Below are 25784 nucleotides of genomic sequence, written 5' to 3'. Positions count from 1 at the left end.
GCCCCGCCGCCCTGTCAGGCGGCGCCGGTCCCCGCGCGGGTCGCGTCCGCGCCCCAGCTGGCCAGCAGGCGCAGCGCCTCGGCCGACGGGGAGCCCGGCTCGGCGTGGTACGTGATCAGCGACTGCCCGCCGTCGTCGACGAGCTGGAACGACTCGAAGTACAGCGTCAGATCACCGACGAGCGAGTGCCGCAGGCGCTTCACCCCGTGGCCCTTCTCCTTGACGTCGTGCGTGGCCCACAGCCGCCGGAACTCCTCGCTCTTCACGGACAACTCGCCCACCAGCGAGGACAGCCGCGGATCGTCCGGGTGGCAGCCCGCGTCCATGCGCAGGAAGCTGACGATGTCGGACGCCTTCTGGTCCCAGTCCACGAACAGCTCGCGGTAGTCCGGGCGCAGGAACACCAGCCGCGCCCAGTTCCGCTCCTGCGCCGGCAGCTCCGCCCAGTCGCCGAAGACGGCCGCGGCCATGGTGTTCCAGGCGAGGATGTCGGTGCGCCGGCCCGTGACGTACGCGGGCACGCCGTCGATCGAGTCCAGCAGCTGCCGCAGCGCCCCCCGCACCTGCTGCGTCTTCGCCACCGGCTTCCTCTTGTGCTGCTTCGGCTTCGCCAGATGCGTCAGGTGCGCGTGCTCGGCGTCGGTCAGCCGCAGCGCGCGGGCGATCGAGTCCAGCACCTCCGCCGACACGTTCCGCCCGTTGCCCTGTTCCAGACGCGTGTAGTACGCCACGGACACCCCGGCGAGCTGCGCCAGCTCCTCGCGGCGCAGCCCCGGCACGCGGCGCTGCCGGCCGTACTGCGGCAGCCCCACGTCCTCCGGCTTCAGCCGGGCACGCCGGGTGCGCAGGAACTCGCTGAGCTCCGCGCGCCGGTCCAGGCCCGCGCCGGTCTCCGGCACGGTTTCGGGCTGTTCGTCCATGTCTCCAGTATTCCCGGTCGTACGCCCGGCAGCCTGACCCCGCCAGTGGTACGCACGGCGAACGTACGCAAAGCCAGGGCCTGGGTGGACTCCCGGCCGTCCGGCACGCTGGACGACGTGCCCGGACGGAAGGCAGCCGGGCGCACGACCACCTAGGAGAACCCTCGGCATGACCACTGTCGCCGCGTACGCCGCACCCGCCGCCAAGGCTCCGCTGGAGCGCACCACCATCGAACGCCGGGCCGTCGGCGAGTTCGATGTGCTGATCGACATCAAGTTCGCCGGTATCTGCCACTCCGACATCCACCAGGCCCGGGAGGGCTGGGGCGAGGCGATCTTCCCGATGGTCCCCGGCCACGAGATCGCCGGCGTCGTCTCCGAGGTCGGCCCCGGCGTCACCAAGTACGCCGTCGGCGACCGCGTGGGCGTCGGCTGCATGGTCGACTCCTGCCGCGAGTGCGACAACTGCCGGGCAGGCCTGGAGCAGTACTGCACCGGCGGCGGCATGGTCGGCACGTACAACGCCGTCGGCAAGGACGGCGAGCCCACCTACGGCGGCTACTCGCAGAAGATCGTCGTCGACGAGAACTACGTCGTGCGCATCCCCGAGGGCATCGCGCTCGACGAGGCGGCGCCGCTGCTGTGCGCCGGCATCACGCTGTACTCGCCGCTCAAGCGCTGGAACGCCGGTCCCGGCAAGAAGGTCGCGATCGTCGGCCTGGGCGGCCTCGGCCACATGGGCGTCAAGATCGCGCACGCGATGGGCGCCGAGGTGACGGTGCTGTCGCAGTCCCTGCGCAAGAAGGACGACGGGCTGAAGCTGGGCGCCGACCACTACTACGCCACCAGTGACCCGAAGACCTTCGAGGAGCTCGCGGGCACCTTCGACCTGATCGTCTCCACGGTCTCGGCCCCGCTCGACCTCGGCGCCTACCTGTCGCTGCTGAAGACGCAGGGCGTCCTGGCGAACGTGGGCGCCCCCGAGGAGCCGGTGTCCCTCAACCTGTTCTCGGTGATCGGCGGCGGCAAGTCGCTGGCCGGCTCCATGATCGGCGGCATCGCCGAGACCCAGGAGATGCTCGACTTCTGCGCGGAGCACGGCCTCGGCGCGGAGATCGAACTCATCGCGGCGTCCGAGATCAACGACGCGTACGAGCGCGTCGTGGCGAGCGACGTGCGCTACCGCTTCGTGATCGACACGGCGACGATCTGACGCGGCCGCCGGGTACGCCGGAGCGGGCCGGGGTCTCGGGCCGTGGTCGTAGGCCGGGACCGGACCCGGGACCGAGCCCGGACCGGACCGGGGACCGATGCGGGCCCACCGGGTACGGATCTAGCGTGGAGACGTACCGGGTGCCGGGCCGCTCGGCCCGGCCGTGCCCTGCGAGGAGGCCCGCACACGATGACCGTCCAGCTGAACCACACCATCGTCGCCGCCCGTGACAAGGAGACCTCGGCCCACTTCCTGGCCGACCTCCTGGACCTGAAGGTAGGCGCGCCGTACGGTCCCTTCCTTCCGGTCGAGATCCCGAACGGCGTGACCCTCGACTACATGGACACGTCCGGCGACATCAAGCCCCAGCACTACGCGTTCCTGGTCTCCGAGGACGACTTCGACGCCATCTTCGCCCGCATCCGGCGGGCCGGCCTCCCGTACTGGGCCGACCCGTACCACCGCCACCCCGACGAGATCAACCACAACGACGGCGGCCGGGGCGCCTACTTCGACGACCCCGACGGCCACAACCTGGAGATCCTCACCCGGCCCTACGGCAGCGGGCAGTGAGCCGTCAGGACGCGGGCGCGCCGGCGGGTGGCTCACCGGCGCCGCCCGGCTCCGGCAGGGGTTCGCCCAGCTGTTCGCGGACGTAGTTCCAGACGACCGCGATCAGGGCGGCGGCCGGTACGGCGAGCAGGCTGCCCACGATGCCGGCGAGGTTGCCGCCCAGCGTCACCGCGAGCAGGATCACCGCCGCGTGCAGGCCGAGGCCGCGGCTCTGGATGATCGGCTGGAACACGTTGCCCTCCAGCTGCTGCACCACCACGATGATCGCCAGCACGATCAGCGCGTCCGTCAGCCCGTTGGAGACCAGCGCGATCAGCACCGCGACGAAACCGGCGAACAGCGCGCCGATGATCGGCACGAACGCCGAGACGAAGGTCAGCACCGCCAGCGGCAGCACCAGCGGCACCCCGAGGATCCACAGGCCGAGTCCGATCAGTACGGCGTCGAGCAGGCCGACGGCCGCCTGGGACCGCACGAACGACCCCAGGGTCTCCCAGCCGCGCGCCGCCACGACCGGCACGTCGGTGGCGAACCGGCCGGGCAGCTGCCGGGACAGCCAGGGCAGGAACCGCGGGCCGTCCTTGAGGAAGAAGAACATCAGGAACACTGCCAGGACGGCGGTGACCACGCCGTTCACCACGGTCCCCACGCCGGTGACGACGGTGGAGACCGCGCTGCCGAGGCCGTCCTGCGCGCGGGCGACCGCGGTGTCGAAGGCCTTGTTGATCTGGGCGTCGCCGATGTTCAACGGCGGCCCGGCGGCCCACTCGCGCAGCCGCTGGATGCCCTCGACCACGCCGTCGGTCAGCTCACCCGACTGGGACGCCACCGGCACCGCGATCAACGCGACGACGCCGGCCGCGACCAGCAGGAACAGCACGGTCACGACCGCCGCGGCGAGCGCGGCCGGCCAGCCGTGCCGACGCAGGAAACGCGCCGCGGGCCAGGTGAGCGTGGTCAGGATCAGACCGACGACGAGTGGCCACACGACGGACCACATCCGGCCCATGATCCACAAAGTCACCGCGAGCATCACCAGCACCAGCAGCAACTCGCCGGACACACGCGCCGACGTCCGCAGCGCGTCGCGGGTCTTCCTGGAACTCAATTGAGCTGTCACGTGAGCACCTTATGGGTACGCACGTCACACGGACATCGCCGCCCTCACACCTGTGCCGCCCAACCCGCAGTAGCCCGCCGGGTTCTTGGCGTCCGACAGGTACTGCTGGTGCCGCTCACTCGCCGGGTAGAACGGGTACCGCTCGGCCGGCAGGATCTCCGTGGTGATCGGGCCGTACCCGGCGGCGGTGAGGGCCTGTTGGTAGCTCTCGCGGCTCCGCTCGGCCGCCGCGTGCTGGGCGGGGGAGTGGGTGAAGAGGATCGACCGGACGTGCGTGCCCACGTCGTTGCCCTGGCGGAAGCCCTGTGTCGGGTCGTGCGACTCCCAGAACAGCTGGAGCAGGCGGGCGTAGGAGACCTTCGCCGGGTCGAACACCACCCTCACCGTCTCCGCGTGCCCGGTCAGCCCACTGCGGATCTCGTCGTCCGTCGGGTGGGGGGTGTAGCCGCCCTGGAAGCCCACGAGGGTCGTCCACACGCCGCCGGGCAGCTGCCAGAACCGGCGCTCGGCACTCCAGAAGCAGCCGAGGGCGAAGTCGGCGACCTCGTGCCCCTCCGGGTAGGGGCCGAGCAGCGGCGTCCCGAGAACGGTGTGCTTCTCCGGCACCTCGTACGCCGGCGCGGAGCGGCCCGGCGGGGCCTCCTCCGGCGTGGGCAGGCGCAGTTGGTGCTGCTTCCGTGCGAACGACATGGACGTCCCCCTCGTGGTCCCCGCGCGTGCTGTCAGCCCTCGGCCGGCGCGACACCGATCGGGCAGGAGACTCCCGTCCCGCCGATCCCGCAGTAGCCCGCCGGGTTCTTGTCCAGGTACTGCTGGTGGTACGCCTCCGCGGCGTAGAACGCGCGGCCCTCGGCCGGGAGGATCTCCGTCGTGATCGTGCCGTGGCCCGAGGCCGTCAGGACCTTCTGGTAGGCCTCGCGGGACGCTTCCGCGGTCGCCGCCTGCTCCGGGGTGTGGGTGTAGACCGCCGAGCGGTACTGCGTGCCCACGTCGTTGCCCTGGCGGAAGCCCTGCGTCGGGTCGTGGGACTCCCAGAACGTCTTCAGCAGCCGCTCGTACGATGTCACCTCGGGGTCGAACACCACGCGGACGACCTCAGTGTGGCCCGTCTGCCCCGAGCAGACCTCCTCGTACGTGGGGTGCTCGGTGTAGCCGCCCTGGTAGCCGACGAGGGTCGTCCACACGCCGGCCGGGAGCTGCCAGAACTTGCGCTCGGCGCCCCAGAAACAGCCCATGCCGAAGTCGGCGACCTCCAGGCCCTCCGGGTAGGGGCCGAGGAGCGGGTTGCCGAGGACCGTGTGGCGGTCCGGGACCGTGTACGTCGGCTCCGGGCGGCCGGGCAGGGCCTGCTCGGGCGTCGGCAGTTGAGGCGTACGGCTGTAGAGGAACATGCGGTCTCCCACTCCAATCGAGGCGCCGGTCGGGGGCACCCCTTCAGTGAACGTGCGCCGCCGGTGCGGAATTCCGGCGGGGCCGCCCGGTCAGTGCGGCAGCGTCGCCGGGCTCCCGCCGTTCGCCTCGTAGCCCGCCACCGCCAGCGCCCGGTACACCGCGAACTCCGCCGCCGGGTCCCGCGACAGCGTCCAGGGCAGGGCGCCGACGTGGCCGTCGATGTGTATCAGCTGGTTCATGGCCTCCGCCCAGCGCTCGGCCCGCACCAGGAAGAACACCAGCAGATGGCGGACGTGCGCCGACATCGGGTCGTCGGGGCGCGCCGAGTGCACCGCGTGCAGCGCGCCGTGCATCGCCTTGGTCACGACCTCGCTCTGGTAGAAGCCGCTGACCAGCGTCACCTCCGGCAGGTGCTCGAAGACCGCGAACAGCGGCATCGCCGACAGCAGGGAGCCCTGCGGGGCGCGGGCCGCCGCGGCCTCCGCGAACTCGTAGGCCAGCTCGCGCGAGCCGTGCCACTTCTCGCACCAGTAGTGCAGCGCCGCCAGGTGCGCGCCCATGTGCGTCGGGGCGCGGTCCAGGATCTTCAGCCACAGCTGCTCGAACTCGGGCCGCGAGTACGCCAGACCGCGCGCGACGGACAGCTCGACGATGTACGGGATCGGGTCGCCGGGGGCGAGCAGCGCCGCGTCGGCGCAGGCCGCCTTCGCCTCCTCCATGATGATCCGGAACTCGTCCGTGCCCGGCGTCGCCGTCCGCCACGCCTGCTGCACCAGGAACTCGGCGTGCACCGCCGCGCCGCCCGCGTCCTTGGGCGCCTCGGCGCGCCACACCCGCAGCCACTGACCGCCCGGCGACTCGCCGGCGCCGCCCGGCCGCTGCTGCAGCTCCAGCGACGCGGCACCCGCGAAGGCCTGCACCCGCTGCCAGCGCCGCTCGCCGTCCGCCTCGGTGCCGGCGAGGAGCTGCTGCGCCGCCCGGTAGTCCTGGGTGCCCTGCACGACGTCCAGGACGTCCAGCAGGTCCTGGTCGGGGCCGGGCATGCGGATGTCCAGCTCCTCCTCGCGCGCGAATCCGTAGTTCTCGGGGTCCGCGGCGTCCGGGTGGCCCGGGTGGACCTGCTCGATCATGCCGCGGCGGCGCCTGAGGAAGGGGAGCAGCACGACGCCGAGCATGATCGCGGCCATCAGGACCCACAAAATCTCCATGTCACAAGCGAACCAGACGGCGCGGACAATTGGCCAACCCGGTGCACGACCTGTGGAAAACTCCGCGCCGGACGCGGGCCCGGGCCCTCTGCCGGTTCCTGCCGCGGCCGGTGGGGCGTCATCGGGGCCCGTGGCGCATTACGCTCGGTGCCCATGAGCGACAGGCACTTCAGTGAGCACTTCGAGACGCTCGCGATCCACGCGGGCAACACCGCCGATCCCTTGACGGGCGCGGTCGTCCCGCCGATCTACCAGGTCTCGACCTACAAGCAGGACGGCGTGGGCGGGCTGCGCGGCGGCTACGAGTACAGCCGCAGCGCCAATCCCACCAGGACCGCCCTCGAGGAGAACCTCGCCGCCCTGGAGGGCGGGCGCCGCGGGCTCGCGTTCGCGTCCGGACTGGCGGCCGAGGACTGCCTGCTGCGCACGCTGCTCAGCCCCGGCGATCACGTGGTCATCCCCAACGACGCGTACGGCGGCACGTTCCGCCTGTTCGCCAAGGTCGTCTCCCGCTGGGGCGTGGAGTGGTCGGTCGCCGACACCTCCGACCCCGCCGCCGTGCGGGCCGCGATCACGCCGAAGACCAAGGTCGTGTGGGTGGAGACGCCCTCCAACCCGCTGCTCGGCATCACGGACATCGCCGCCGTCGCTCAGATCGCCCGGGACGCGGGCGCCCGCCTCGTCGTCGACAACACCTTCGCCACGCCGTACCTCCAGCAGCCGCTCTCGCTCGGCGCGGACGTCGTCGTGCACTCCCTGACGAAGTACATGGGCGGCCACTCCGACGTCGTCGGCGGTGCGCTGATCGTCAACGACGAGGCGCTCGGCGAGGAGCTCACCTTCCACCAGAACGCGATGGGCGCGGTCGCCGGGCCCTTCGACTCGTGGCTGGTGCTGCGCGGCACGAAGACGCTCGCGGTGCGCATGGACCGGCACAGCGAGAACGCCGTGAAGGTCGCCGACATGCTGTCCCGCCACGCGCGCGTGACGAGCGTGCTGTACCCGGGCCTGCCCGAGCACCCCGGTCACGAGGTCGCCGCGAAGCAGATGAAGGCGTACGGCGGCATGGTGTCGTTCCGTGTGCGGGGCGGCGAGGAGGCGGCCGTCGAGGTGTGCAACCGCGCCCAGGTGTTCACGCTCGGCGAGTCCCTCGGCGGCGTGGAGTCCCTGATCGAGCACCCGGGCCGCATGACGCACGCCTCCGCGGCCGGTTCGGCCCTGGAGGTCCCCGCCGACCTGGTGCGTCTGTCCGTCGGCATCGAGAACGTCGACGACCTCCTCGCCGACCTCCAGCAGGCACTCGGCTAGGGCTCCGGACGCAGCACTGGATCCCGGGCGACGGGCGGCCGGCCGGGCCGGCGAATCCTGGGCCGGCGCCCGGGCTCACCAGCCGGTCAGGGGTGGAGTCGTGTCGGACGGCGGCTCCACCCAGGGCCGTGCCGCCACGGCCCACACGAAGAACGCCACGGTCGCGGCGGCCAACGCCAGCCACAGCAGCCGACGCGCGATCGTCCGCCGCCGCAGCATGCGCCCGCCGCGCCGCACCGCCTGCGCGTACAGCTCCGGCGGCACGGGCGGCGGCGACTGTTCCATGGCCCGGCGCGCGGCGGCCTGCCGGTCACGCTCGTTCACGACCACCACCTCCCGCGCCGGGACGTCGCGCGTTCCGGCGTGCTCATGACGGCGCCGGTTTCGGGCCGCCGACCGCCGGCGCCGGTCCGCGCGGCGGGTGCAGCAGCGTCGTCGTCGCCCGGTCGCAGATCGCGCGTACGCGGTCGGCGGACAGGCCGAGCAGGGCGGCGGCCTGCTCCTCGGCGACCCCCTCGTACAGCCGCAGCACCAGGATCAGGCGTTCCTGCGGGGTGAGGCGGGCCAGCGGGCTGCCGGGGTGCGGGCGGGCCCGGACCAGGCCGCCGTACTGGTGCCACGCACCGCGCGCGAAGCGGGTGGCCAGGTGCTGGCGGGCGTGGTCGTACGGGTCCTCTCCGCGCATCCGGTGCCAGCACGCGTACGTGTGCGCCAGGGCGAGCGTCAGCAGGCGCCGCGCGCGCGGGTTGTCGTCCGGGGCCTCCGCCGTGAGGAGGGTCGCGGCGTGCAGCAGCCGCCCGCCCGCGCCCGCGACGAACGCCTCGAACTCACGGGCCCGGCGGGCGTCTTGGAACGCGTGCCGTTCTCGCACCGCGCCTCCCCGCTGAGGGCGACTTGTGAGGTCGGTCCCGGCCGCCTGTGACGAGGACCCGATCTCATATGAGGCCAGGGGCGGCCCGCGGGTCAAGAGCCGGGTACGGATCACGGCTCGGGCGCTGAGGGGGCCGGTGCGGATCGGCGACCGTGCGCGCACGCGCGCGTGCGCGACGCGACGCGCGGGAAGAGGGGCGAGCCGTCGCGTCGGGCGGGTGGCGCGCTCAGGAGGCGGAGGTCTCCGGGGTGGGGGCGTCCGGCGCGGCGGCCATGCGGGCGGAGAGCGCGCCGTTGAGGCGCGTGAGGAGCGTGCAGAACGCCTCGCGCTCCTCCGGCGCCCAGTCGTGCGTCAGCTCGGCCATCAACTGGCGCCGCGACGCGCGTACTTCGTTCAGACGGGACTGCCCGCGCGGGGAGAGCTGGAGCACCACGGCCCGCCCGTCCTCGGGGTGCGAGGTGCGCTTGACGAGGCCGGTGTCGACGAGCGGGGCCACCTGCCGGGTGACCGTGGAGGAGTCGATCCCCATGCTCGCGGCGAGCGCCTTGACGCCCATCGGGCCTTCCTTGTCGAGTCGGTTGAGCAGCAGATAGGCGGCGCGGTCCATGGAGTTGCGCACCTGTCCGACCCCGCCGAGCCGGGTCTGTTCGGCACGGCGCGCGAACACCGCCATTTCGTGCTGCAGCGTTTCGAGAAGACCGGTGTCACCGACGGTCGTCATGTCCATCGACATTTCAGGTGTGGGCATGGCCGGGGGCTCACTTCGTGGAGGGCTGCTGGTTGGGGGACAGGGTACGCGGATGGGGGGCGGGGTGTACCGGCGCTGCGGCATCCGGTCTCGGAGGTTGGTCACAGCGGCCGATTCCGCCCTGAACTGCGATGCTTGTGTCATGAGCTACAGCACGGCTGACTCCTTGCGGACCGTCACTCCGGACGATGTCCGGGGCGCCCGGAAGATGCTCTTGGGTGTCGCGCGGGTGACCGCGATGGAGGGCAGCAGGCATCTTTCCCAGCTGGTGGGCGCTCCGGTCCACCTCAAGTGCGAGAACCTCCAGCGGACCGGCTCGTTCAAGCTGCGCGGCGCCTACGTGCGGATCGCGGGGCTGCTGCCGGAGGAGCGGGCCGCCGGGGTCGTCGCGGCGAGCGCGGGCAACCACGCGCAGGGCGTCGCCCTCGCGTCGGCGCTGCTCGGCGTGCGGTCCACGGTGTTCATGCCGAAGGGCGCCCCGCTGCCCAAGATCAGCGCCACCCGGGACTACGGCGCGGAGGTGCGGCTGCACGGCCAGGTGGTCGACGAGACGCTGGCCGCCGCCGAGGAGTACGCGCAGCGGACGGGCGCGGTGTTCATCCACCCCTTCGACCACCACGACATCATCGCGGGCCAGGGCACGGTCGGCCTGGAGATCCTGGAGCAGTGCCCCGAGGTGCGCACGGTGGTCGTGGGCATCGGCGGGGGCGGGCTGGCGGCGGGCATAGCGGTGGCGGTGAAGTCGCTGCGGCCGGACGTGCGGATCGTGGGTGTGCAGGCGGAGGGCGCGGCGGCGTATCCGCCCTCGCTGGCGGCGGGCCGGCCGGTGTCGGTGCGCAACCCGGCGACGATGGCGGACGGCATCAAGGTGGGGCGGCCCGGTGACGTGCCGTTCGGGATCATCGGCGAACTGGTCGACGAGGTGCGCACGGTCACGGAGGACGAGCTGTCCACGGCGCTGCTGCTGTGCCTGGAGCGGGCCAAGCTGGTCGTGGAGCCGGCCGGGGCGAGCCCGGTGGCGGCGCTGCTGAGCCGGCCGGACGCGTTCGAGGGCCCGGTCGTGGCGGTGCTGTCCGGCGGGAACGTCGATCCGGTGCTGATGCAGCGGGTGCTGCGGCACGGCATGGCGGCGCAGGGCCGCTACCTGGCCGTACGGCTGCGTCTGACGGACCGGCCGGGGGCGCTCGCGACGCTTCTGGGCGTGTTGTCAGGGGTGGACGCCAATGTCCTCGACGTGAGTCACGTGCGGACGGATCCCCGGCTCGGGCTCACGGAGGCGGAGGTCGAGCTGCACCTGGAGACCAAGGGCCCGGCGCACTGCGCCGAGGTCGGCCGGGCCCTGCACGACGCGGGCTACCCCGTGATCGGCTGACCCCGAGCACCGGTCCGCGACCGCATGAGTGTGCCCCCGGCGCCGCAGAGGCTCCGGGGGCACGGCTCAGGACGTCGACGGACGGGTCAGCTCTCGTACGGCTCGGCCTTGAGGATCCGCACCGACGCCTTCTTGCCGTTCGGCAGCTCGTACTGGGCGTCCTCGCCGACCTTGTGGCCGATCACGCCGGTGCCCAGCGGTGACTGCGGCGAATAGGTCTCGATGTCGGCGCTCGCGTACTCGCGCGAGGCGAGCAGGAAGGTCAGCGTGTCGTCCTCGTCGCCGTCGAAGGCGATCGTGACGACCATGCCGGGCGCCACCGCGCCGTCGGCGTCCGGGGCCTCGCCGACCTTGGCGTTCTCGAGGAGCTGGGTGAGCTGGCGCACACGGAGCTCCTGCTTGCCCTGCTCCTCCTTGGCCGCGTGGTACCCGCCGTTCTCACGCAGGTCGCCCTCCTCACGCGCAGCGGCGATCTTGGCGGCGATCTCCGTGCGCGCGGGACCAGTAAGGTACGCAAGCTCGTCCTTGAGCTTGTTGTACGCCTCCTGGGTCAGCCAGGTGACGTTCTCGCTGGTCTGGGTCACAGGTGCTCCTCGTAGGTACTGGGAAGACAAAGCATCGCCCTACCCAGAAGCATGTTCCTTCATGGAAGGGCGAAACCACGAGCCTAACAATTCCCTGCCCAAAGGGGGAGGACATAAGCGATCAGAATCACGTCAACGCAGGTCAGACCCTGCGGATTGCGACTGATCGACGGCCCGATCAGTCGGCGTGGCAGCCGAGCAGCTCCGCCGTCGTGCCCGGCGAGGTCGTACGAAGCGTGACGACCTTGTCGATCCGGGTGGCGTCGCCCTCGAAGCGGAAGTCCGCGCGGCCCACCTCGGCGCCGTTCTCCGCCTGCGAGCGCACGGTGCAGTAGCCGCTCACGCCGGCGTCCTTGCGGACCTCCAGGTGGACCGTCACCGAGTCCTTCGAGGTGTCGAACTTGATCATTTCACCACTGATCTTGTTCTGGCCGACGTAGTAGTACGCGAAGTAGCCGATCAGGGCGAGCAGGGCGGCGCCGAGCACGGCACCGACGATCTTGAGCGTGCGGTCGTCGCGGTCCGCCGAGGCGCGGCCGTAACGGCCCTCGGGCGGTCGCGTGCTCGCCGTACTCATGATCGTCCTCTCGGCAGGAACGGGACAGTTGTCCCGAAAGGGGCCCCGGAGTCGTACCCCGGAATTATTCACCCCCCGATTCGGTCACTATAGAAGCCGCCGATTGCGCCGACGCACACGGGCGCCGACTGACTGAGGATTTGAGTCTTGACTGACCAGCTGCGACTGATGGCCGTCCACGCCCACCCCGACGACGAGTCGAGCAAGGGCGCGGCCACCATGGCGAAGTACGTGTCCGAGGGGGTGGACGTGCTGGTGGTGACCTGCACGGGCGGGGAGCGCGGCTCCATCCTCAATCCCAAGCTCCAGGGCGACACCTACATCGAGGAGAACATCCACGAGGTACGCAAGAAGGAGATGGACGAGGCCCGCGAGATCCTCGGCGTGAAGCAGGAGTGGCTCGGCTTCGTCGACTCGGGGCTGCCCGAGGGCGACCCGCTGCCGCCGCTGCCCGAGGGCTGCTTCGCGCTGGAGGACGTCGACAAGGCGGCCGGCGAGCTCGTGAAGCAGATCCGGTCCTTCCGTCCCCAGGTGATCACCACCTACGACGAGAACGGCGGTTATCCGCACCCCGACCACATCATGACCCACAAGATCACGATGGTGGCGTTCGAGGGTGCGGCCGACACCGAGAAGTACCCGGAGGCGGAGTTCGGACCGGCGTACCAGCCGCTGAAGGTGTACTACAACCAGGGCTTCAACCGGCCCCGCACCGAGGCGCTGCACCAGGCGATGCTGGACCGGGGGCTGGAGTCGCCGTACGAGGAGTGGCTCAAGCGCTGGGACGAGTTCGAGCGCAAGGAGCGGACGATCACGACGCACGTGCCGTGCGCGGACTTCTTCGAGATCCGTGACAAGGCGCTGATCGCGCACGCGACGCAGATCGATCCGGACGGGGGCTGGTTCCGGGTCCCGATGGACGTCCAGAAGGAGGTCTGGCCCACGGAGGAGTACGAGCTGGCGAAGTCTCTCGTGGCGACGTCCCTCCCCGAGGACGACCTCTTCGCGGGCATCCGCGACAATGCCTGACATGAGCGCAAGCGCAAGCCAGGCAATGACGCATCTCGTCTCCCTCGCGGCGGAGGTGGACGAGGACAAGGTGACGCCCGGGGTTCTCGGGTTCATCGTGTTCGCGGTGATGGCGTTGGCCGTGTGGGGCCTGATGAAGTCCATGAACCGGCACATGGCGAAGGTCGACTTCGCGGAGGGCGACGACGCGGAGGCCTCCCGGCGGGGGGACGCCGACAAGGGCTGAGGCTGGGTGCCTAGGGCACCGGAACCCCCATCACCTCCCTCGCGTGGCGGGACGGGGTCATGCCCAGGCGCCAGGGCTGCCAGCCCGCTTCGAGGCTGATGCCGCGTTCGAGCAGGAGCTGGTACGCGTCGGCGCAGTCGTCGAGCTTCGGGTCGCGCAGCGGGTGCGTCGCGCGGCTCAGCTGCGCCAGTTCCTCCTGGGCGACCGCCGTGCCGACCTCGACGCCGCCCGGCGCCGCGAACGGCAGCAGGGTGCAGCGCAGGAAGCGGGCCCAGTCGCCGCCCCGCAGATCCCCGTACGAGGCGAACAGCGCCGCCGCCTCGTCGCACAGCGTCAGCGCCTGCTGCGTGCGCGCGTTGCCCGCGTCGACCACCGCCAGCTCCAGACAGGTCCACGCCTCGCCGTGGGCGACGCCGATGCGCTGGAAGTCGGCGCGGGCGTCGACGAGGAGCTGGCGGGCGAAGCCCGAGTTCCGCAGGGAACCCGTCTGCGCCGCCCGCTGGTCGCGGGTGACGCGCGCCGAGTGGTGCCGGGCGCAGGCCAGGCCGTACACGTCGCGCATGCGGGAGAACATCTGGCGGGAGCGTTCCAGCTCGCGCACCGCCCGGCCCAGGTCGCCGGTCTCCTCCAGGGCCTGGCCCAGGTAGTAGAGCGTCCAGGCCTCGCCGCGCGCGTCCTCGTTGTCGCGGTGCCGGGCCGCCGCGCGCCGCAGCTCCTCCACCGCCGGTGCCGCGTCGCCGTCGACCAGGCGGGCCCGCGCCAGCTGGGTCAGCGCCCAGGCCTCGCCGCGGGCGTCGCGGGTGCGGCCGTACAGGTCGAGGGCCGTGCGCAGCTCGGACTCGGCGCGCGGCACGTCGCCCATGCGCAGCCCCAGCTGGCCGAGCTGGTAGTGGGCCCAGGCCTGGCCGTGCACGGACTCGCCCGCGCGGTGCAGCACCAGCGACTCGGTGAGCAGGGCGAGGGCCTCGGCGAGGCGGGCCCGGTCGCGTTCCACGGCGGCCAGCGCGTGCATCGTCCACGCCCGGTCGGTGGCCAGCTCGGGGGAGGCCTGGAGGTCGAGGGCCTCGCGCAGCTTCGCCGCCGCCTCGGTCAGATTGCCCTGGTGGTGCAGCGTGATGCCGAGGGAGCACAGGGCACGGGCCGCGCCCGCGTCGTGGTGGGCCTCCATGTAGAGGTCGACGACGGAGGTGAGGGTGGTGCGGGCCTTGTCGAGCTCGCCGAGCTGGCGGGCCGCGATGCCGGTGCGCCACTGCACGGAGCGGACCAGCAGGCCCTGGTCGACGGACTGGGCCAGCTCGCTGATCTCGCCCAGCCGGTACAGGTCGCCGCGCAGCAGGCAGTAGTCGCACAGCGCGCCCAGCAGGTTCAGTACGGCCGCCTGGTCGACGCCCTCGGCGTGCCGCAGGGCGGCCGTGATGAAGCTCGACTCGTCGTCCAGCCAGCGCAGCGCCTCGTCGAGGGAGGTGAAGCCGTGCGAGCCGAAGCGGTCGGAGCGGGTGGACATGTTGCCGTCGACCAGGCGCAGCACGGAGTCGGCGAGGTCGGCGTAGTTGACGATCAGGCGTTCCTGCGCGGCCGTGCGCTCCGCGGGGTCCTCCTCGTCGAGGAGGCGGGCCTGGGCGAAGGTCCGCACCAGGTCGTGCAGCCGGTACCGGTCGCCGCGCACCTGGTCGATGAGGCCGGCCCGGGACAGCTCAGCCAGCCGGCGCCTCGCCTCGGTCTCGTCGGTGGCGAGCAGCGCGGCGGCGGCAGCGGCACCGAGCGAGGTGCGGCCGGCGAGCGCCAGGCGGCGCAGCAGCCGCCGCGCGGTCTCGGACTGGTCGCCGTAGCGCAGCCACAGGGCCCGCTCGACCGGCTCCACGGGGCCGTAGGCGCCGAGGTCGGAGGCGAGGCGGCGCGGTGAGCGGGGGCCCAGCGCGGACCCGGCGGTGCGCAGGGCGAGCGGCAGCCCGCCGCACAGCTCGCGGATGCGGTCGGCGGACTCGGTGTCGTACGGCCCGGAGTCGTCCTGTGCGGCGGCGGCGAGCAGTTCCTCGGAACCGGCCGCGTCCAGGGGTTCGACGGGGAGTTCGTGGACGCGGGCGGGCAGGTCGGCCGGCAGGGCGAGGGGGTGACGGGCGGTGACGAGGACGAGGCTGTCGGAACGCTCGGGGACGAGGGTGCGGACCTGCTCGGGGTCCGAGGCGTCGTCCAGGACGATGGTGACGGGCAGGCCGGTCAGGTGCTGGTGGTACAGCTCGCTGAGCCGTTTGACCTGCTGGTCCGGGGAGGAGCGTTCCCGGAACAGGAGCTGCTCGCGGGGTGCGCCGAGCCGGTTCAGCAGGTGCAGCAGGGCGTCCCGGGTGGGCAGCGGCGGCTCCTGCGGGCTGTCGCCGCGCAGGTCGACGACGCACGCGCCGCGGAAGTGGTCCTTCAGGTCGTGGGCGGCGCGCACCGCGAGGGCGGTGCGGCCGCTGCCGGGCGCGCCGTGCAGCACGACGACCGTCGGCCGGGTCTCGGTGCTCGCGCGGGCGGCCTGCACCCATTGCCGGATGCGGGCCATCTCCTGCCGCCGCCCGGCGAACGCCCCTGCGGGCTCGGGGAGTTGTGCGAAGGACTGGGCCAGGACGTTCCGGCCGCGGGCCGCCGCGCTCTTGTCGGTGCCGCGCAGCTGCGGTCCGGCCGTCTTCTTCGGGCCGGTGGACGCGCTCAGCATCCGCTGCTGGTCGAGGAACGGCCGGATGCCGCGCACCTCCAGCGCCGTCAGCCACTGCAGCCTCAGCTGTTCCGGCCCGCCGGGCTGGCTCGCGGCGCCCGCGCGGTGGTGCGCGGCGGGCAGGTGGGTGCCGACCACCTTCACGACCGTCGCCGCGGCGCCCACGACGCCGACGGTCACCCCGGCGCCGAGCGCGGTGCCGGTGCCGGTGCCCAGCGCCAGGTCGGCGACGGTGGCCGTGGCCGCCGCGACGCCGGCCACCAGTAACGGGGTGGCGCCGCCCTCACGGGCGAAGCGCTCGCGCAGGGTGAGCCGGCCCGCCGCCACCTCGTCGAGGGCGCGGGTGTAGGCGGCGTACTCCTCGGCGGCGGTCTGCGCCATCGCGTCGAGGGAGCCGCGGGCCCGCGACAGCAGGACGTTCCCGTCGAGTCTGCCGCCCGAGCGGCGCACTTCCTCCTCGACCGCCCGTCCGAGCAGCCGCTCCGCGTCCGCCCGATGACTGTCCCGCATGCCATTCCCCCTCTGGCGCCGACGGTTGAACCGAACATCAAGTGTGCTGCGGACGTGGCGGTTTGGGGAGGGCACCGGCGCGGGGGAGTCGGGCGGGCGGCCGCCAGGTGCCCCGGCCCTGGCAGTGATACGGCCCGGTGTGACGTCGGTGTGCATCCGAAGGCAGGGCGCTGACGGCGCGGTTTCGGGACGCCGGTGCGCAAGGATGGGGGTATGGCGAATCGACTTGCGCAGGCCACGTCCCCGTACCTCCTCCAGCACGCGGACAACCCCGTGCACTGGTGGCCGTGGGAGACCGACGCGTTCGAAGAGGCCCGGCGGCGCGGCGTCCCCGTGCTCCTGAGCGTCGGCTACAGCGCGTGCCACTGGTGCCACGTCATGGCCCACGAGTCCTTCGAGGACCAGGCCACCGCCGACTACCTCAACGCGCACTTCGTCAGCGTCAAGGTCGACCGCGAGGAGCGTCCCGACGTGGACGCCGTCTACATGGAGGCCGTGCAGGCGGCGACCGGGCAGGGCGGGTGGCCCATGACGGTGTTCCTCACGCCGGACGCCGAGCCGTTCTACTTCGGCACGTACTTCCCTCCCGAGGCCCGGCACGGCATGCCGTCGTTCCGGCAGGTGCTGGAGGGCGTGCACGCGGCGTGGACCGACCGGCGCGAGGAGGTCGCCGAGGTCGCCGGGAAGATCGTGCGGGACCTGGCCGGGCGGGAACTGTCCTACGGGGACGCGCAGGTGCCCGGCGAGCAGGAGCTGGCGCAGGCGCTGCTCGGCCTGACCCGGGAGTACGACCAGCAGCGCGGCGGGTTCGGCGGGGCGCCGAAGTTCCCGCCGTCCATGGTGGTCGAGTTCCTGCTGCGCCACCACGCGCGCACCGGCGCGGAGGGCGCCCTGCAGATGGCCGCCGACACCTGTGAACGCATGGCGCGCGGCGGGATCTACGACCAGCTCGGCGGCGGCTTCGCCCGGTACTCCGTGGACCGCGAGTGGGTCGTGCCGCACTTCGAGAAGATGCTGTACGACAACGCCCTGCTGTGCCGTGTCTACGCGCACCTGTGGCGCTCCACCGGCTCGGAGCTCGCGCGGCGCGTCGCGCTGGAGACCGCCGACTTCATGGTGCGGGAACTGCGCACCGCCGAGGGCGGGTTCGCCTCCGCGCTCGACGCCGACAGCGACGACGGCAGCGGCAAGCACGTCGAGGGCGCCTACTACGTGTGGACTCCCGCGCAGCTCAGGGACGTCCTCGGGGACGACGACGCCGGACTCGCCGCGCAGTACTTCGGCGTGACCGAGGAGGGCACTTTCGAGCACGGCCAGTCGGTGCTGCAACTGCCGCAGCAGGACAGTGTGTTCGACGCCGAGAAGGTCGAGTCCGTGAAGGCGCGTCTGCTCGCGGCGCGCGCGGAGCGGCCCGCGCCCGGCCGGGACGACAAGGTCGTCGCCGCCTGGAACGGCCTGGCGATCGCCGCGCTCGCCGAGACCGGCCTCTACTTCGACCGGCCCGACCTTGTCGAGGCCGCCGTCGCCGCCGCCGACCTGCTGGTCCGGCTGCACCTGGACGAGCAGGCCCGCCTCTCCCGCACCAGCAAGGACGGCCGCGCCGGCGCCAACGCGGGCGTGCTGGAGGACTACGCCGACGTCGCCGAGGGCTTCCTCGCGCTGGCCTCCGTCACCGGTGAGGGCGTCTGGCTGGAGTTCGCCGGGTTCCTCCTGGACCACGTCCTGGTCCGCTTCGCGGACGACTCCGGCGCGCTGTACGACACGGCGTCCGACGCCGAGCGCCTGATCCGCCGGCCGCAGGACCCCACCGACAACGCCACGCCGTCCGGCTGGACCGCCGCGGCGGGCGCGCTGCTGAGCTACGCCGCGCACACCGGCTCCGAGCCGCACCGCACCGCCGCCGAGCGGGCCCTGGGCGTGGTGAAGGCGCTCGGCCCGCGCGTCCCGCGCTTCATCGGCTGGGGTCTGGCCGTGGCCGAGGCCGCCCTGGACGGGCCCCGCGAGATCGCCGTCGTCGGCCCGGCCCTGGACGACTCCGGCACCCGTACCCTGCACCGCACGGCGCTGCTGGGCACGGCGCCGGGCGCGGTCGTCGCGGCGGGCACGCCGGGCAGCGACGAGTTCCCGCTGCTCGCGGACCGGCCGCTGGTCGGCGGTGAACCGGCGGCGTACGTCTGCCGTAACTTCACGTGTGACGCTCCGACGACCGACCCGGAGCGGCTGCGTACCGCACTGGGCGGATGACGACTACGCCGGACGGTGCGGTACGGCATGCCCAGATTGGGCGGCTGTTCGGTTAACTCCCGCTAGTCGCCACCCCGTTACGAAACACGCTATTTATCGGAACAGCTCCCACGCTTCATAGTTCCCCCCTAATCTCTGCACAGCACGCGGCGGATGGGGGCGCATCCGCGCTCCGTCGCGTGGGGGGAACTGGGATCTGGGGGGATCTGTTTGCTGACGTCTGTCTTCATCGCCGTCGTCTCGCTCGCCTTGTTCTGGATGGCGGCGTTCACCCTGTGGTGGCAGATGCACGCGTGGCGTACGCCCGAGGTGCTCGCGTCCACCCGGTTCAGCAGACCGGACGGGGACGAGCACGTGTCGTTCTCGCTGCTGCTGCCCGCACGGCACGAACAGGCCGTGCTCGACCACACGATCCAGCGGCTGCTGGAGTCCAGCCACACCGACTACGAGATCATCGTGATCGTCGGCCACGACGACCCGGAGACCACCGCGGTCGCCGAGCACGCGGCGGCGCGCGACCCGCGCGTCCGCGTCGTCGTCGACACCCACGAGAAGAAGAACAAGCCGAAGGCGATGAACACGGCGCTGCCGCACTGCCGCGGCGACGTCGTCGGGGTCTTCGACGCCGAGGACCAGGTCCACCCCGAACTCCTCGCCCACGTCGACCACGCCTTCCGCACCACCGGCGCCGACGTCGTGCAGGGCGGCGTGCAGCTGATCAACTTCCACTCCAGCTGGTACAGCCTGCGCAACTGCCTGGAGTACTTCTTCTGGTTCCGCTCCCGGCTGCACCTGCACGCGCAGAAGGGGTTCATCCCGCTCGGCGGCAACACCGTCTTCGTCCGCACGGACGTGCTGCGCGAGGCCGGCGGCTGGGACCCCGACTGCCTCGCCGAGGACTGCGACCTGGGCGTACGGCTGTCCAGCGTCGGCAAGAAGGTCGTCGTCGCCTACGACTCCGACATGGTGACCCGGGAGGAGACGCCGGGCTCGCTGATGTCGCTGCTGAAGCAGCGCACCCGCTGGAACCAGGGCTTCCTCCAGGTCTACCGGAAGAAGGACTGGAAGCAACTGCCGGGTTTTGGGCAGCGGTTGCTCGCCCGCTACACCCTCATGACGCCGTTCCTCCAGGCCTTCTCCGGCGTGATCATCCCGCTCAACGTGGCGATCGCGCTGTTCGTGGACGTGCCCGTCGGCGTCGCGTTCCTCACCTTCCTGCCCGCCGTCACCGCCCTGGTCACGTTCGTCTTCGAGATCGTCGGCCTGCACGACTTCGGCAAGCAGTACGGGCTCAGGGTGCGCCTGCCGCACTACCTGAAACTCGTCGTCGGCGGCCCCTTCTACCAGGTCCTCCTCGCCGGCGCCGCCGTCCGCGCCGTGTGGCGCGAGCACCGCGGACGCAACGACTGGGAGCTGACGACGCACGTCGGCGCGCACCTCGCCGGCGCCGGAGCCGGAACGAGCGAAGCGGCCCGCGAGAACCGAGAGAACCGCGAGAACCGAGAGATCCGAGAGATCCGAGAGGACGTTCCCGCGTGACCTCCACTCTTCCCGCGGTGACCACGGACACGGTCCCCGCGCAGCGCCCACCTGTGTCCGACACCGGCCGGCACCGCCGGCCCGGGCCTCCCGGGCGGCTGCGCTCGTCCCGCTCCGACCTGGTCCTGTGCGGCGTGCTCCTCGTGGCGATCATGCTCGTGCAGGGCTGGAACATCGCCGCTTACCCGACCCTCAGCGACGACGAGGGCACCTACCTCGCCCAGGCCTGGGCCGTCCAGCAGGGCGAGGGCCTCGCCCACTACACCTACTGGTACGACCACCCGCCGCTCGGCTGGATCCAGATAGCCCTGCTCACCTGGATCCCCGCCCAGCTCAGCCCCGAGTCGATGACCGTCGGCTCCATGCGCCTGGTGATGCTGCTGGTCAGCGCCGTCAGCGCGGTCCTCGTCTACGTGCTGGGCCGCCGCCTCGCGCTGCCCCGCTGGGCCGCCGGACTCGGCATGCTGCTGTTCGGCCTGTCGCCGCTGTCGGTCGTCCTCCAGCGCGAGATCTTCCTCGACAACCTCGCGGTGATGTGGACGCTGCTCGCGTTCACCCTCGCCGCCTCCCCGAGCCGTCACCTGTGGCACCACTTCGGCGCGGGCATCGCCGCCGCCACCGCGGTCCTCACCAAGGAGACGATGCTCGTCGTCCTGCCCGCCCTGCTCGTCACGATGTGGCGGCACAGCCACAGCGACACCCGCAAGTTCGCGGTCACCGGCGCCGTCACGGCCTGCGCCCTGATCGGACTGTCGTACCCGCTCTTCGCCCTCCTCAAGGGCGAGCTGCTGCCCGGCGGCGGACACGTCTCCCTGTGGGACGGCGTCAAGTACCAGATGACCAGGCCGGGTTCGGGCTTCATCCTGGATCAGGGGTCCGGCTCCCACGGAGTGCTCCGGTCGTGGCTCTACTACGACCGCGTGCTGCCCCTCGGCGGACTCGCCGGCGCCCTGCTGCTGCTCGCGACCTGGCGCTGGTCCGTCACCGCACGCGCGCTCGCCGGACCCGCCCTCACCGTGGCGATCCTCGCCGCGCTGGCCCTGCGGCCCCATGGCTACCTGCCCGCGATGTACGTCATCCAGGCCCTGCCGTTCCTCGCCCTCGTCCTCGCGGGCGGCACCGCGAGCGTCGCCCACGCGGTGCTGCGCAAACGGCGCTCCGCGACCGAGACGCGGTACGTGCGCAGCGGCCGGTACGCCCTCGCCGCCGTCCTCGCGGTCGCCGCCGGCGCCTACGTCGTGCCCCGCTGGTACGACGGGAACCGCACCGCGCTCACCGAGGACGCCAACGCCCCCTACCGGGCCGCCTCCCAATGGCTGTCCACCGAGGTCCGCGACCCGGCGGAGACCCGGGTACTGGTGGACGACGCGATGTGGCTCGACCTGGTGCACGCCGGGTACCGGCCCGGGCTCGGCGCCATCTGGTTCTACAAGGCCGACCTCGACCCCGCGGTGACGAAGACCATGCCGCGCGGCTGGCGCGACATCGACTACGTCGTCGCCTCCCCGACCGTACGGCGCGACGCGGTGGACCTGCCCAACGTCCGGGCGGCCATCGAGCACTCGGAGCCGGTCGCCGTGTTCGGCACCGGCGAGGACCGCATCGAGATCCGTCGGGTCGAGACCACCGGAGGCAGGCGATGAGCCAGGAGTCCATCGTGCCCGGCGAGTTGGGGGACCCGGCCGTCCAGGCCGCCGAGATCCCCGAGCCGGGCGCCGTCACCATCGTCGTACCGACGTTCAACGAGTCGGCGAACGTGGGCCAGTTGCTGCGCCGGATCACCGAGTCCGTGCCGGGCCGGCTGCCCTGCGAGGTCGTCTTCGTGGACGACTCCACCGACGACACCCCCGACGTGATCCGGGCCGCCGCGCAGGACTGCCCGTTCCCCGTGACCGTGCTGCACCGCGAGGAGCCGGTCGGCGGGCTCGGCGGGGCGGTCGTGGAGGGCATCAAGGCGGCCGGGTCGGACTGGATCGTCGTCATGGACGGTGACTGCCAGCACCCGCCCTCCCTCGTCCCGGAGTTGGTGGCGACCGGCGAGCGGGCGGGCGCCGGACTCGTCGTCGCCTCCCGCTACATCAAGGGCGGCAGCCGCGCCGGACTCGCCGGCAGCTACCGCGTCGCCGTGTCCCGCGCGGCGACCTGGCTGACGAAATCCCTGTTCCCGCGCCGGCTGCGCGGCATCAGCGACCCGATGAGCGGCTTCTTCGCGATCCGGCGCAGCGCCGTCACCGCCGACGTCCTCAAACCCCTCGGCTACAAGATCCTCCTGGAACTCGCCGTCCGCAGCCGCCCGCGCACGGTCACCGAGGTGCCGTTCGTCTTCCAGGACCGCTTCGCCGGCGAGTCCAAGTCGACGGCCGCGGAAGGCATCCGCTTCCTGCGCCACCTCGCCGGACTGCGCACCTCCTCCCCACTGGCCCGCATGGTCGTGTTCGGGCTGATCGGGCTGACCGGGTTCGTGCCCAACCTGGGCGCGCTGTGGGCGCTGACCGAGGCCGGGCTGCACTACCTGCCCGCCGAGATCGTCGCCAACCAGTTCGGCGTGGCCTGGAACTTCCTGCTCATCGAGAAGCTGCTGTTCCGCGAACGGCGGTACCACCGGCACTGGGCCGACCGGACCGCCCGGTTCGCGCTGCTCGCCAACGCCGACCTGCTCGTGCGCATCCCGCTCATCGCGCTGCTGGTCGGCACGTTCGGCATGGCCGCGCTGCCCGCCACCGCGCTCGCGCTGGTGACGACGTTCGTCCTGCGCTTCCTGGGCACGGAAGCGCTCGTCTATCTGCCGCGCCGGGGCGGGGCCCCCGCACGCGGGAGCCGCACAGCGAGGAGAGCCGTGTGAACAGACGCCGCAGATCGACCGCCTTCCTGGCCGTCGCCGCCCTCACCGGCGGCCTGCTGCTGACCGCACCCCAGACCGCGTCCGCCGCCAACCTGATCAAGAACCCCGGCTTCGAGACGGCCGGCACCGGCGACATGCCGGAGTGCTGGTCCAAGTCCGGCTGGGGCGACAACGACTACACCTTCACCACCACCGGCGACGCCCACTCCGGCGCAAAGGCCATGAAGGTCGAGCTGACCCGCCGCGTCGACGGCGACCGCAAGGCGCTCGTCACCGAGTCCGCGGCCTGCGCGCCGGTGGTCACCGTCGGCAAGCAGTACGACCTGTCGCTCTGGTACAAGTCGACGACCCCGGACGTCAACGTCACCCTGTTCCGGCACGACACCACGGCCGGCTGGCAGTACTGGACCGACCTCAAGACGCTGCAGACGGCCGCCGCCTGGACCGCGGCGACCGTCCGCACCCCCGAGGTGCCGGCCGGCACCGACCGCATCAGCTGGGGCGTCTCCGTCTACGGCACCGGCTCCGTCACCACCGACGACTACACGATGGAGCAGGTCACCGAGCCGCTGCCGCCGGCCGGCTGCACCGGCACCGCCGAGCAGTGCGCGAACGGCAGCTGGCAGGTGCTGCCCGCGCAGAACCCGGTCCGCTCGATGCACTCCGTCGTCCTGCACAACGGCAAGGTGCTGCTCATCGCCGGTTCCGGGAACGACCCCGAGCAGTTCGAGGCGGGCACCTTCACCTCGGCCGTCTACGACCCGGCGAACGGCGGCTACAAGGTGATCCCGACGCCGAAGGACATGTTCTGCGCCGGGCACGTCCAGCTCCAGGACGGCCGGGTGCTCGTCATGAGCGGCAACAAGGGCTACCCGTCCGCCGACGGCACCGTCGGCTACCAGGGCTACAAGGACTCGTACGTCTTCGACCCGGAGACCGAGACCTACACGAAGACCAACGACATGAACGACGGCCACTGGTACCCGTCGGCGACGATCCTCGGCAACGGCGACGTGCTGTCCTTCGGCGGCCTGAAGGAGGACTCCACCGGCTCGGTCACCGCCGACCGCTGGTCGCAAACGCAGCAACGCTGGCTGCCGACCTGGCAGGTCAACCAGACCTGGTCGTACTGGGGCCTGTACCCGTCGATGATCCTCATGCAGGACGGCCGCCTCTTCTACTCGGGCAGCCACGTCTTCGGCAACAACATCCCCGGCACCGGCTCGGCGATCTACGACTACGACGCCAACACCATCACCGAGGTGCCCGGCCTGCGGAACAAGGACGAGCGGGACCAGTCGGCGAGCGTGCTGCTGCCCCCGGCGCAGGACCAGAAGGTCCTCACCCTCGGCGGCGGCAACATCGACTCCAACCCGGAGGCCAACCGGCTCACCGACATCATCGACCTCAAGCAGCCGAACCCGCAGTACGTCGCCGGCCCGCCCATCCCGCAGGGCACCGTCGACCTCGGCAACGGGCCCGTCCCGCAGACCGGCGGCCAGGGCAAGATGTACCTCTCCGCGGTGCTGCTGCCCGACGGCAAGGTCCTGGAGACCGGGGGCGCCCTGCACAACCGGGCCGACCCGGTGTTCGAGTCGTCGGTCTTCGACCCCGAGACCGAGACCTTCGACCCGGTCGCCGCCGACCCGGAGGCCCGCGGCTACCACTCCTCGGCGTTCCTGCTGCCCGACGGCCGCGTGATGACGACCGGCGACAACCCGGGCAACGGCTCCTGGAACCACAACGTGTCCGTCTACAGCCCGCCGTACCTGTTCAAGGGCGCGCGCCCGACGATCACTTCCGTGATCGACACCGAGTGGACCTACGGCGACACCCAGCGCATCACCGTGGACCGGCCCATCGCCAAGGCCGAGCTGATCCGCCCGGCCGCCGTCACGCACTCCTCCGACCCGAACCAGCGGTTCGTGGACCTGCCGCTGTCGGTGGACGGCGACAACGTCGACCTGAACGTCACGAGCAACCCCGACCTGGCGCCGCCCGGCTGGTACATGCTCTTCGCGGTCGACGCGAACGGCGTGCCGTCGGTGGCGAAGTGGATCCACCTGAAGGGACCCGAGGCGCTCGGCGCGGCGGACGCCTCCGCGCACGTCCACTCCTTCGCCGACGCCCCGCAGGGCAAGGTGACCGGCCCCGGCAGGAAGCGCGCCTCGCATCCCGTCGGCCCCGAGGTCTCCGGCTGCGACCGGCACTACGGCTCCGCCAACGTCTGCGTGCCGACCGCCTTCCCCGCCGACGTGAAGAGGACGACCGCCGCCCGCTGCGCCTGGCTGAAGCAGCACGAGTACGGCCGCCTGGAGGTCAACGGCAAGGACGACCCGCTGCGCCTGGACCGCGACGGCGACGGCGTGGCCTGCGGAAAGGGGGACCTCAGGCGCCGCTGAGGATCAGCGCGACGAGCAGCAGCTGGGCACCCCACTGCACGCCGACGATCCCGCGCCTGGCGGACCTCCACTGGGCGCGGGGCCAGGTCAGCGCGAGGACGCCCGAGCCCAGGGCGACACAGAAGAAGGCCCACAGCAGGTCGCCGGGCACGGGGGAGCAGCCCTCGCCGTACATCAGGCAGCGGGTGCCGCGCTCGCTCGCCAGGACGAGGAACCACGCGGCGAAGGAGAACGGGAGCAGCAGGGCGAGCCCGGCCGCGGCCAGTCGGGTCACCGCCCGCGAGTCCGGGTCGGGCCCGGCAGCGCGGGGGCCGGCGGCGCGGGCGTCGGTGGCTGAGGGCTCGGCGGCGTCGGCGGCGCGGGTAGGGGTGTCGGTGGCGTCGGCGGCGCGTACGGCGGTGGTGTCCATGC

General features: G+C 72.1%; 23 protein-coding genes. 11 read left to right on the top strand and 12 right to left on the bottom strand.

Annotation, left to right across the window (positions count from 1 at the left end; all coding sequences use genetic code 11):
- Positions 1–14: 14 nt before the first annotated feature.
- A complete protein-coding gene (locus ACZ7D7_RS02430) occupies positions 15–920 on the bottom strand; it encodes a helix-turn-helix domain-containing protein (RefSeq protein WP_470821682.1) in 906 nt (301 codons plus the stop codon).
- A gap of 169 nt (positions 921–1089) precedes the next feature.
- Here ACZ7D7_RS02430 and ACZ7D7_RS02425 point away from each other — a divergent pair, with 169 nt between their 5' ends.
- Positions 1090–2133 (top strand): NAD(P)-dependent alcohol dehydrogenase, encoded by a 1044-nt coding sequence (locus ACZ7D7_RS02425; RefSeq protein WP_470821680.1) that lies wholly within the window; start codon positions 1090–1092, stop codon positions 2131–2133.
- A 189-nt stretch (positions 2134–2322) separates the two neighbouring features.
- Positions 2323–2706: a VOC family protein gene (locus ACZ7D7_RS02420; RefSeq protein ID WP_470821679.1), complete on the top strand. Its 384-nt coding sequence runs from the start codon at positions 2323–2325 to the stop codon at positions 2704–2706.
- 4 nt (positions 2707–2710) lie between these two features.
- Here the strand turns inward: ACZ7D7_RS02420 and ACZ7D7_RS02415 are convergent, their stop codons facing one another.
- The 4 genes from ACZ7D7_RS02415 to ACZ7D7_RS02400 form a co-directional block, all read right to left on the bottom strand.
- A complete protein-coding gene (locus ACZ7D7_RS02415) occupies positions 2711–3826 on the bottom strand; it encodes an AI-2E family transporter (RefSeq protein WP_470821678.1) in 1116 nt (371 codons plus the stop codon).
- A gap of 24 nt (positions 3827–3850) precedes the next feature.
- Positions 3851–4516, bottom strand: coding sequence for a peptide-methionine (S)-S-oxide reductase MsrA (gene msrA / locus ACZ7D7_RS02410; protein ID WP_470821676.1), 666 nt, complete (start codon positions 4514–4516; stop codon positions 3851–3853).
- 32 nt (positions 4517–4548) lie between these two features.
- Complete coding sequence (gene msrA / locus ACZ7D7_RS02405; protein WP_470821675.1) at positions 4549–5217, bottom strand: peptide-methionine (S)-S-oxide reductase MsrA; 669 nt, start codon at positions 5215–5217, stop codon at positions 4549–4551.
- Between the two features lie 90 nt (positions 5218–5307).
- A complete protein-coding gene (locus ACZ7D7_RS02400; protein WP_470821673.1) occupies positions 5308–6426 on the bottom strand; it encodes a hypothetical protein in 1119 nt (372 codons plus the stop codon).
- 153 nt (positions 6427–6579) lie between these two features.
- On the opposite strand from ACZ7D7_RS02400, the gene ACZ7D7_RS02395 reads away from it, so the two are divergent.
- Positions 6580–7734 carry a cystathionine gamma-synthase gene (locus ACZ7D7_RS02395; RefSeq protein ID WP_470821672.1) on the top strand — a complete coding sequence of 385 codons (1155 nt, stop codon included), beginning with the start codon at positions 6580–6582 and terminating at the stop codon, positions 7732–7734.
- A 75-nt stretch (positions 7735–7809) separates the two neighbouring features.
- Here ACZ7D7_RS02395 and ACZ7D7_RS02390 read toward each other — a convergent pair whose 3' ends face one another.
- From ACZ7D7_RS02390 to ACZ7D7_RS02380, 3 genes are all read right to left on the bottom strand, one after another.
- A complete protein-coding gene (locus ACZ7D7_RS02390; protein ID WP_470822427.1) occupies positions 7810–8019 on the bottom strand; it encodes a hypothetical protein in 210 nt (69 codons plus the stop codon).
- An 82-nt stretch (positions 8020–8101) separates the two neighbouring features.
- Positions 8102–8605, bottom strand: a complete 504-nt coding sequence (locus ACZ7D7_RS02385) for a sigma factor-like helix-turn-helix DNA-binding protein (RefSeq protein ID WP_470821671.1) — start codon at positions 8603–8605, stop codon at positions 8102–8104.
- 226 nt (positions 8606–8831) lie between these two features.
- Positions 8832–9338: a MarR family winged helix-turn-helix transcriptional regulator gene (locus ACZ7D7_RS02380; RefSeq protein ID WP_470822426.1), complete on the bottom strand. Its 507-nt coding sequence runs from the start codon at positions 9336–9338 to the stop codon at positions 8832–8834.
- A 157-nt stretch (positions 9339–9495) separates the two neighbouring features.
- On the opposite strand from ACZ7D7_RS02380, the gene ilvA reads away from it, so the two are divergent.
- Entirely contained in the window at positions 9496–10725 is a 1230-nt protein-coding gene (ilvA, locus tag ACZ7D7_RS02375; RefSeq protein ID WP_470821670.1) for a threonine ammonia-lyase, read from the top strand.
- An 86-nt stretch (positions 10726–10811) separates the two neighbouring features.
- Here ilvA and greA read toward each other — a convergent pair whose 3' ends face one another.
- Entirely contained in the window at positions 10812–11309 is a 498-nt protein-coding gene (greA, locus tag ACZ7D7_RS02370) for a transcription elongation factor GreA (RefSeq protein WP_470821668.1), read from the bottom strand.
- Positions 11310–11487: 178 nt separating this feature from the next.
- Positions 11488–11886 carry a DUF4307 domain-containing protein gene (locus ACZ7D7_RS02365; RefSeq protein ID WP_470821666.1) on the bottom strand — a complete coding sequence of 133 codons (399 nt, stop codon included), beginning with the start codon at positions 11884–11886 and terminating at the stop codon, positions 11488–11490.
- A 147-nt stretch (positions 11887–12033) separates the two neighbouring features.
- On the opposite strand from ACZ7D7_RS02365, the gene mca reads away from it, so the two are divergent.
- On the top strand, positions 12034–12915 hold the full coding sequence (gene mca / locus ACZ7D7_RS02360) for a mycothiol conjugate amidase Mca (RefSeq protein WP_470821664.1): 882 nt from the start codon (positions 12034–12036) through the stop codon (positions 12913–12915).
- Complete coding sequence (locus ACZ7D7_RS02355; RefSeq protein WP_470821663.1) at positions 12908–13141, top strand: hypothetical protein; 234 nt, start codon at positions 12908–12910, stop codon at positions 13139–13141. The genes mca and ACZ7D7_RS02355 overlap by 8 nt, the downstream gene beginning before the upstream one ends.
- Positions 13142–13151: 10 nt before the next feature.
- Here the strand turns inward: ACZ7D7_RS02355 and ACZ7D7_RS02350 are convergent, their stop codons facing one another.
- Positions 13152–16346: a tetratricopeptide repeat protein gene (locus tag ACZ7D7_RS02350; RefSeq protein ID WP_470821661.1), complete on the bottom strand. Its 3195-nt coding sequence runs from the start codon at positions 16344–16346 to the stop codon at positions 13152–13154.
- Between the two features lie 213 nt (positions 16347–16559).
- Between ACZ7D7_RS02350 and ACZ7D7_RS02345 the strand changes: the two genes are divergently transcribed.
- From ACZ7D7_RS02345 to ACZ7D7_RS02325, 5 genes are all read left to right on the top strand, one after another.
- Positions 16560–18590: a thioredoxin domain-containing protein gene (locus ACZ7D7_RS02345; protein ID WP_470821659.1), complete on the top strand. Its 2031-nt coding sequence runs from the start codon at positions 16560–16562 to the stop codon at positions 18588–18590.
- Between the two features lie 210 nt (positions 18591–18800).
- The gene (locus tag ACZ7D7_RS02340) at positions 18801–20129 is read left to right on the top strand and encodes a glycosyltransferase (protein ID WP_470821657.1); all 1329 of its coding nucleotides are present in this window, start codon (positions 18801–18803) and stop codon (positions 20127–20129) included.
- Entirely contained in the window at positions 20126–21772 is a 1647-nt protein-coding gene (locus ACZ7D7_RS02335) for an ArnT family glycosyltransferase (RefSeq protein ID WP_470821656.1), read from the top strand. Before ACZ7D7_RS02340 ends, ACZ7D7_RS02335 begins: the two co-directional genes overlap by 4 nt.
- Entirely contained in the window at positions 21769–22971 is a 1203-nt protein-coding gene (locus ACZ7D7_RS02330; RefSeq protein WP_470821654.1) for a glycosyltransferase, read from the top strand. Before ACZ7D7_RS02335 ends, ACZ7D7_RS02330 begins: the two co-directional genes overlap by 4 nt.
- Positions 22968–25373 carry a galactose oxidase-like domain-containing protein gene (locus tag ACZ7D7_RS02325; protein WP_470821652.1) on the top strand — a complete coding sequence of 802 codons (2406 nt, stop codon included), beginning with the start codon at positions 22968–22970 and terminating at the stop codon, positions 25371–25373. The genes ACZ7D7_RS02330 and ACZ7D7_RS02325 overlap by 4 nt, the downstream gene beginning before the upstream one ends.
- On the opposite strand, the gene ACZ7D7_RS02320 is transcribed toward ACZ7D7_RS02325, so the two are convergent.
- Positions 25360–25782, bottom strand: coding sequence for a hypothetical protein (locus tag ACZ7D7_RS02320; RefSeq protein ID WP_470821651.1), 423 nt, complete (start codon positions 25780–25782; stop codon positions 25360–25362). The two genes, ACZ7D7_RS02325 and ACZ7D7_RS02320, sit on opposite strands and share 14 nt — an antisense overlap.
- Between the last annotated feature and the right edge of the window lie 2 nt (positions 25783–25784).

The organism is Streptomyces sp. NPDC037054 (assembly GCF_055606745.1).
This window is presented reverse-complemented; position numbering and strand designations above follow the sequence as displayed.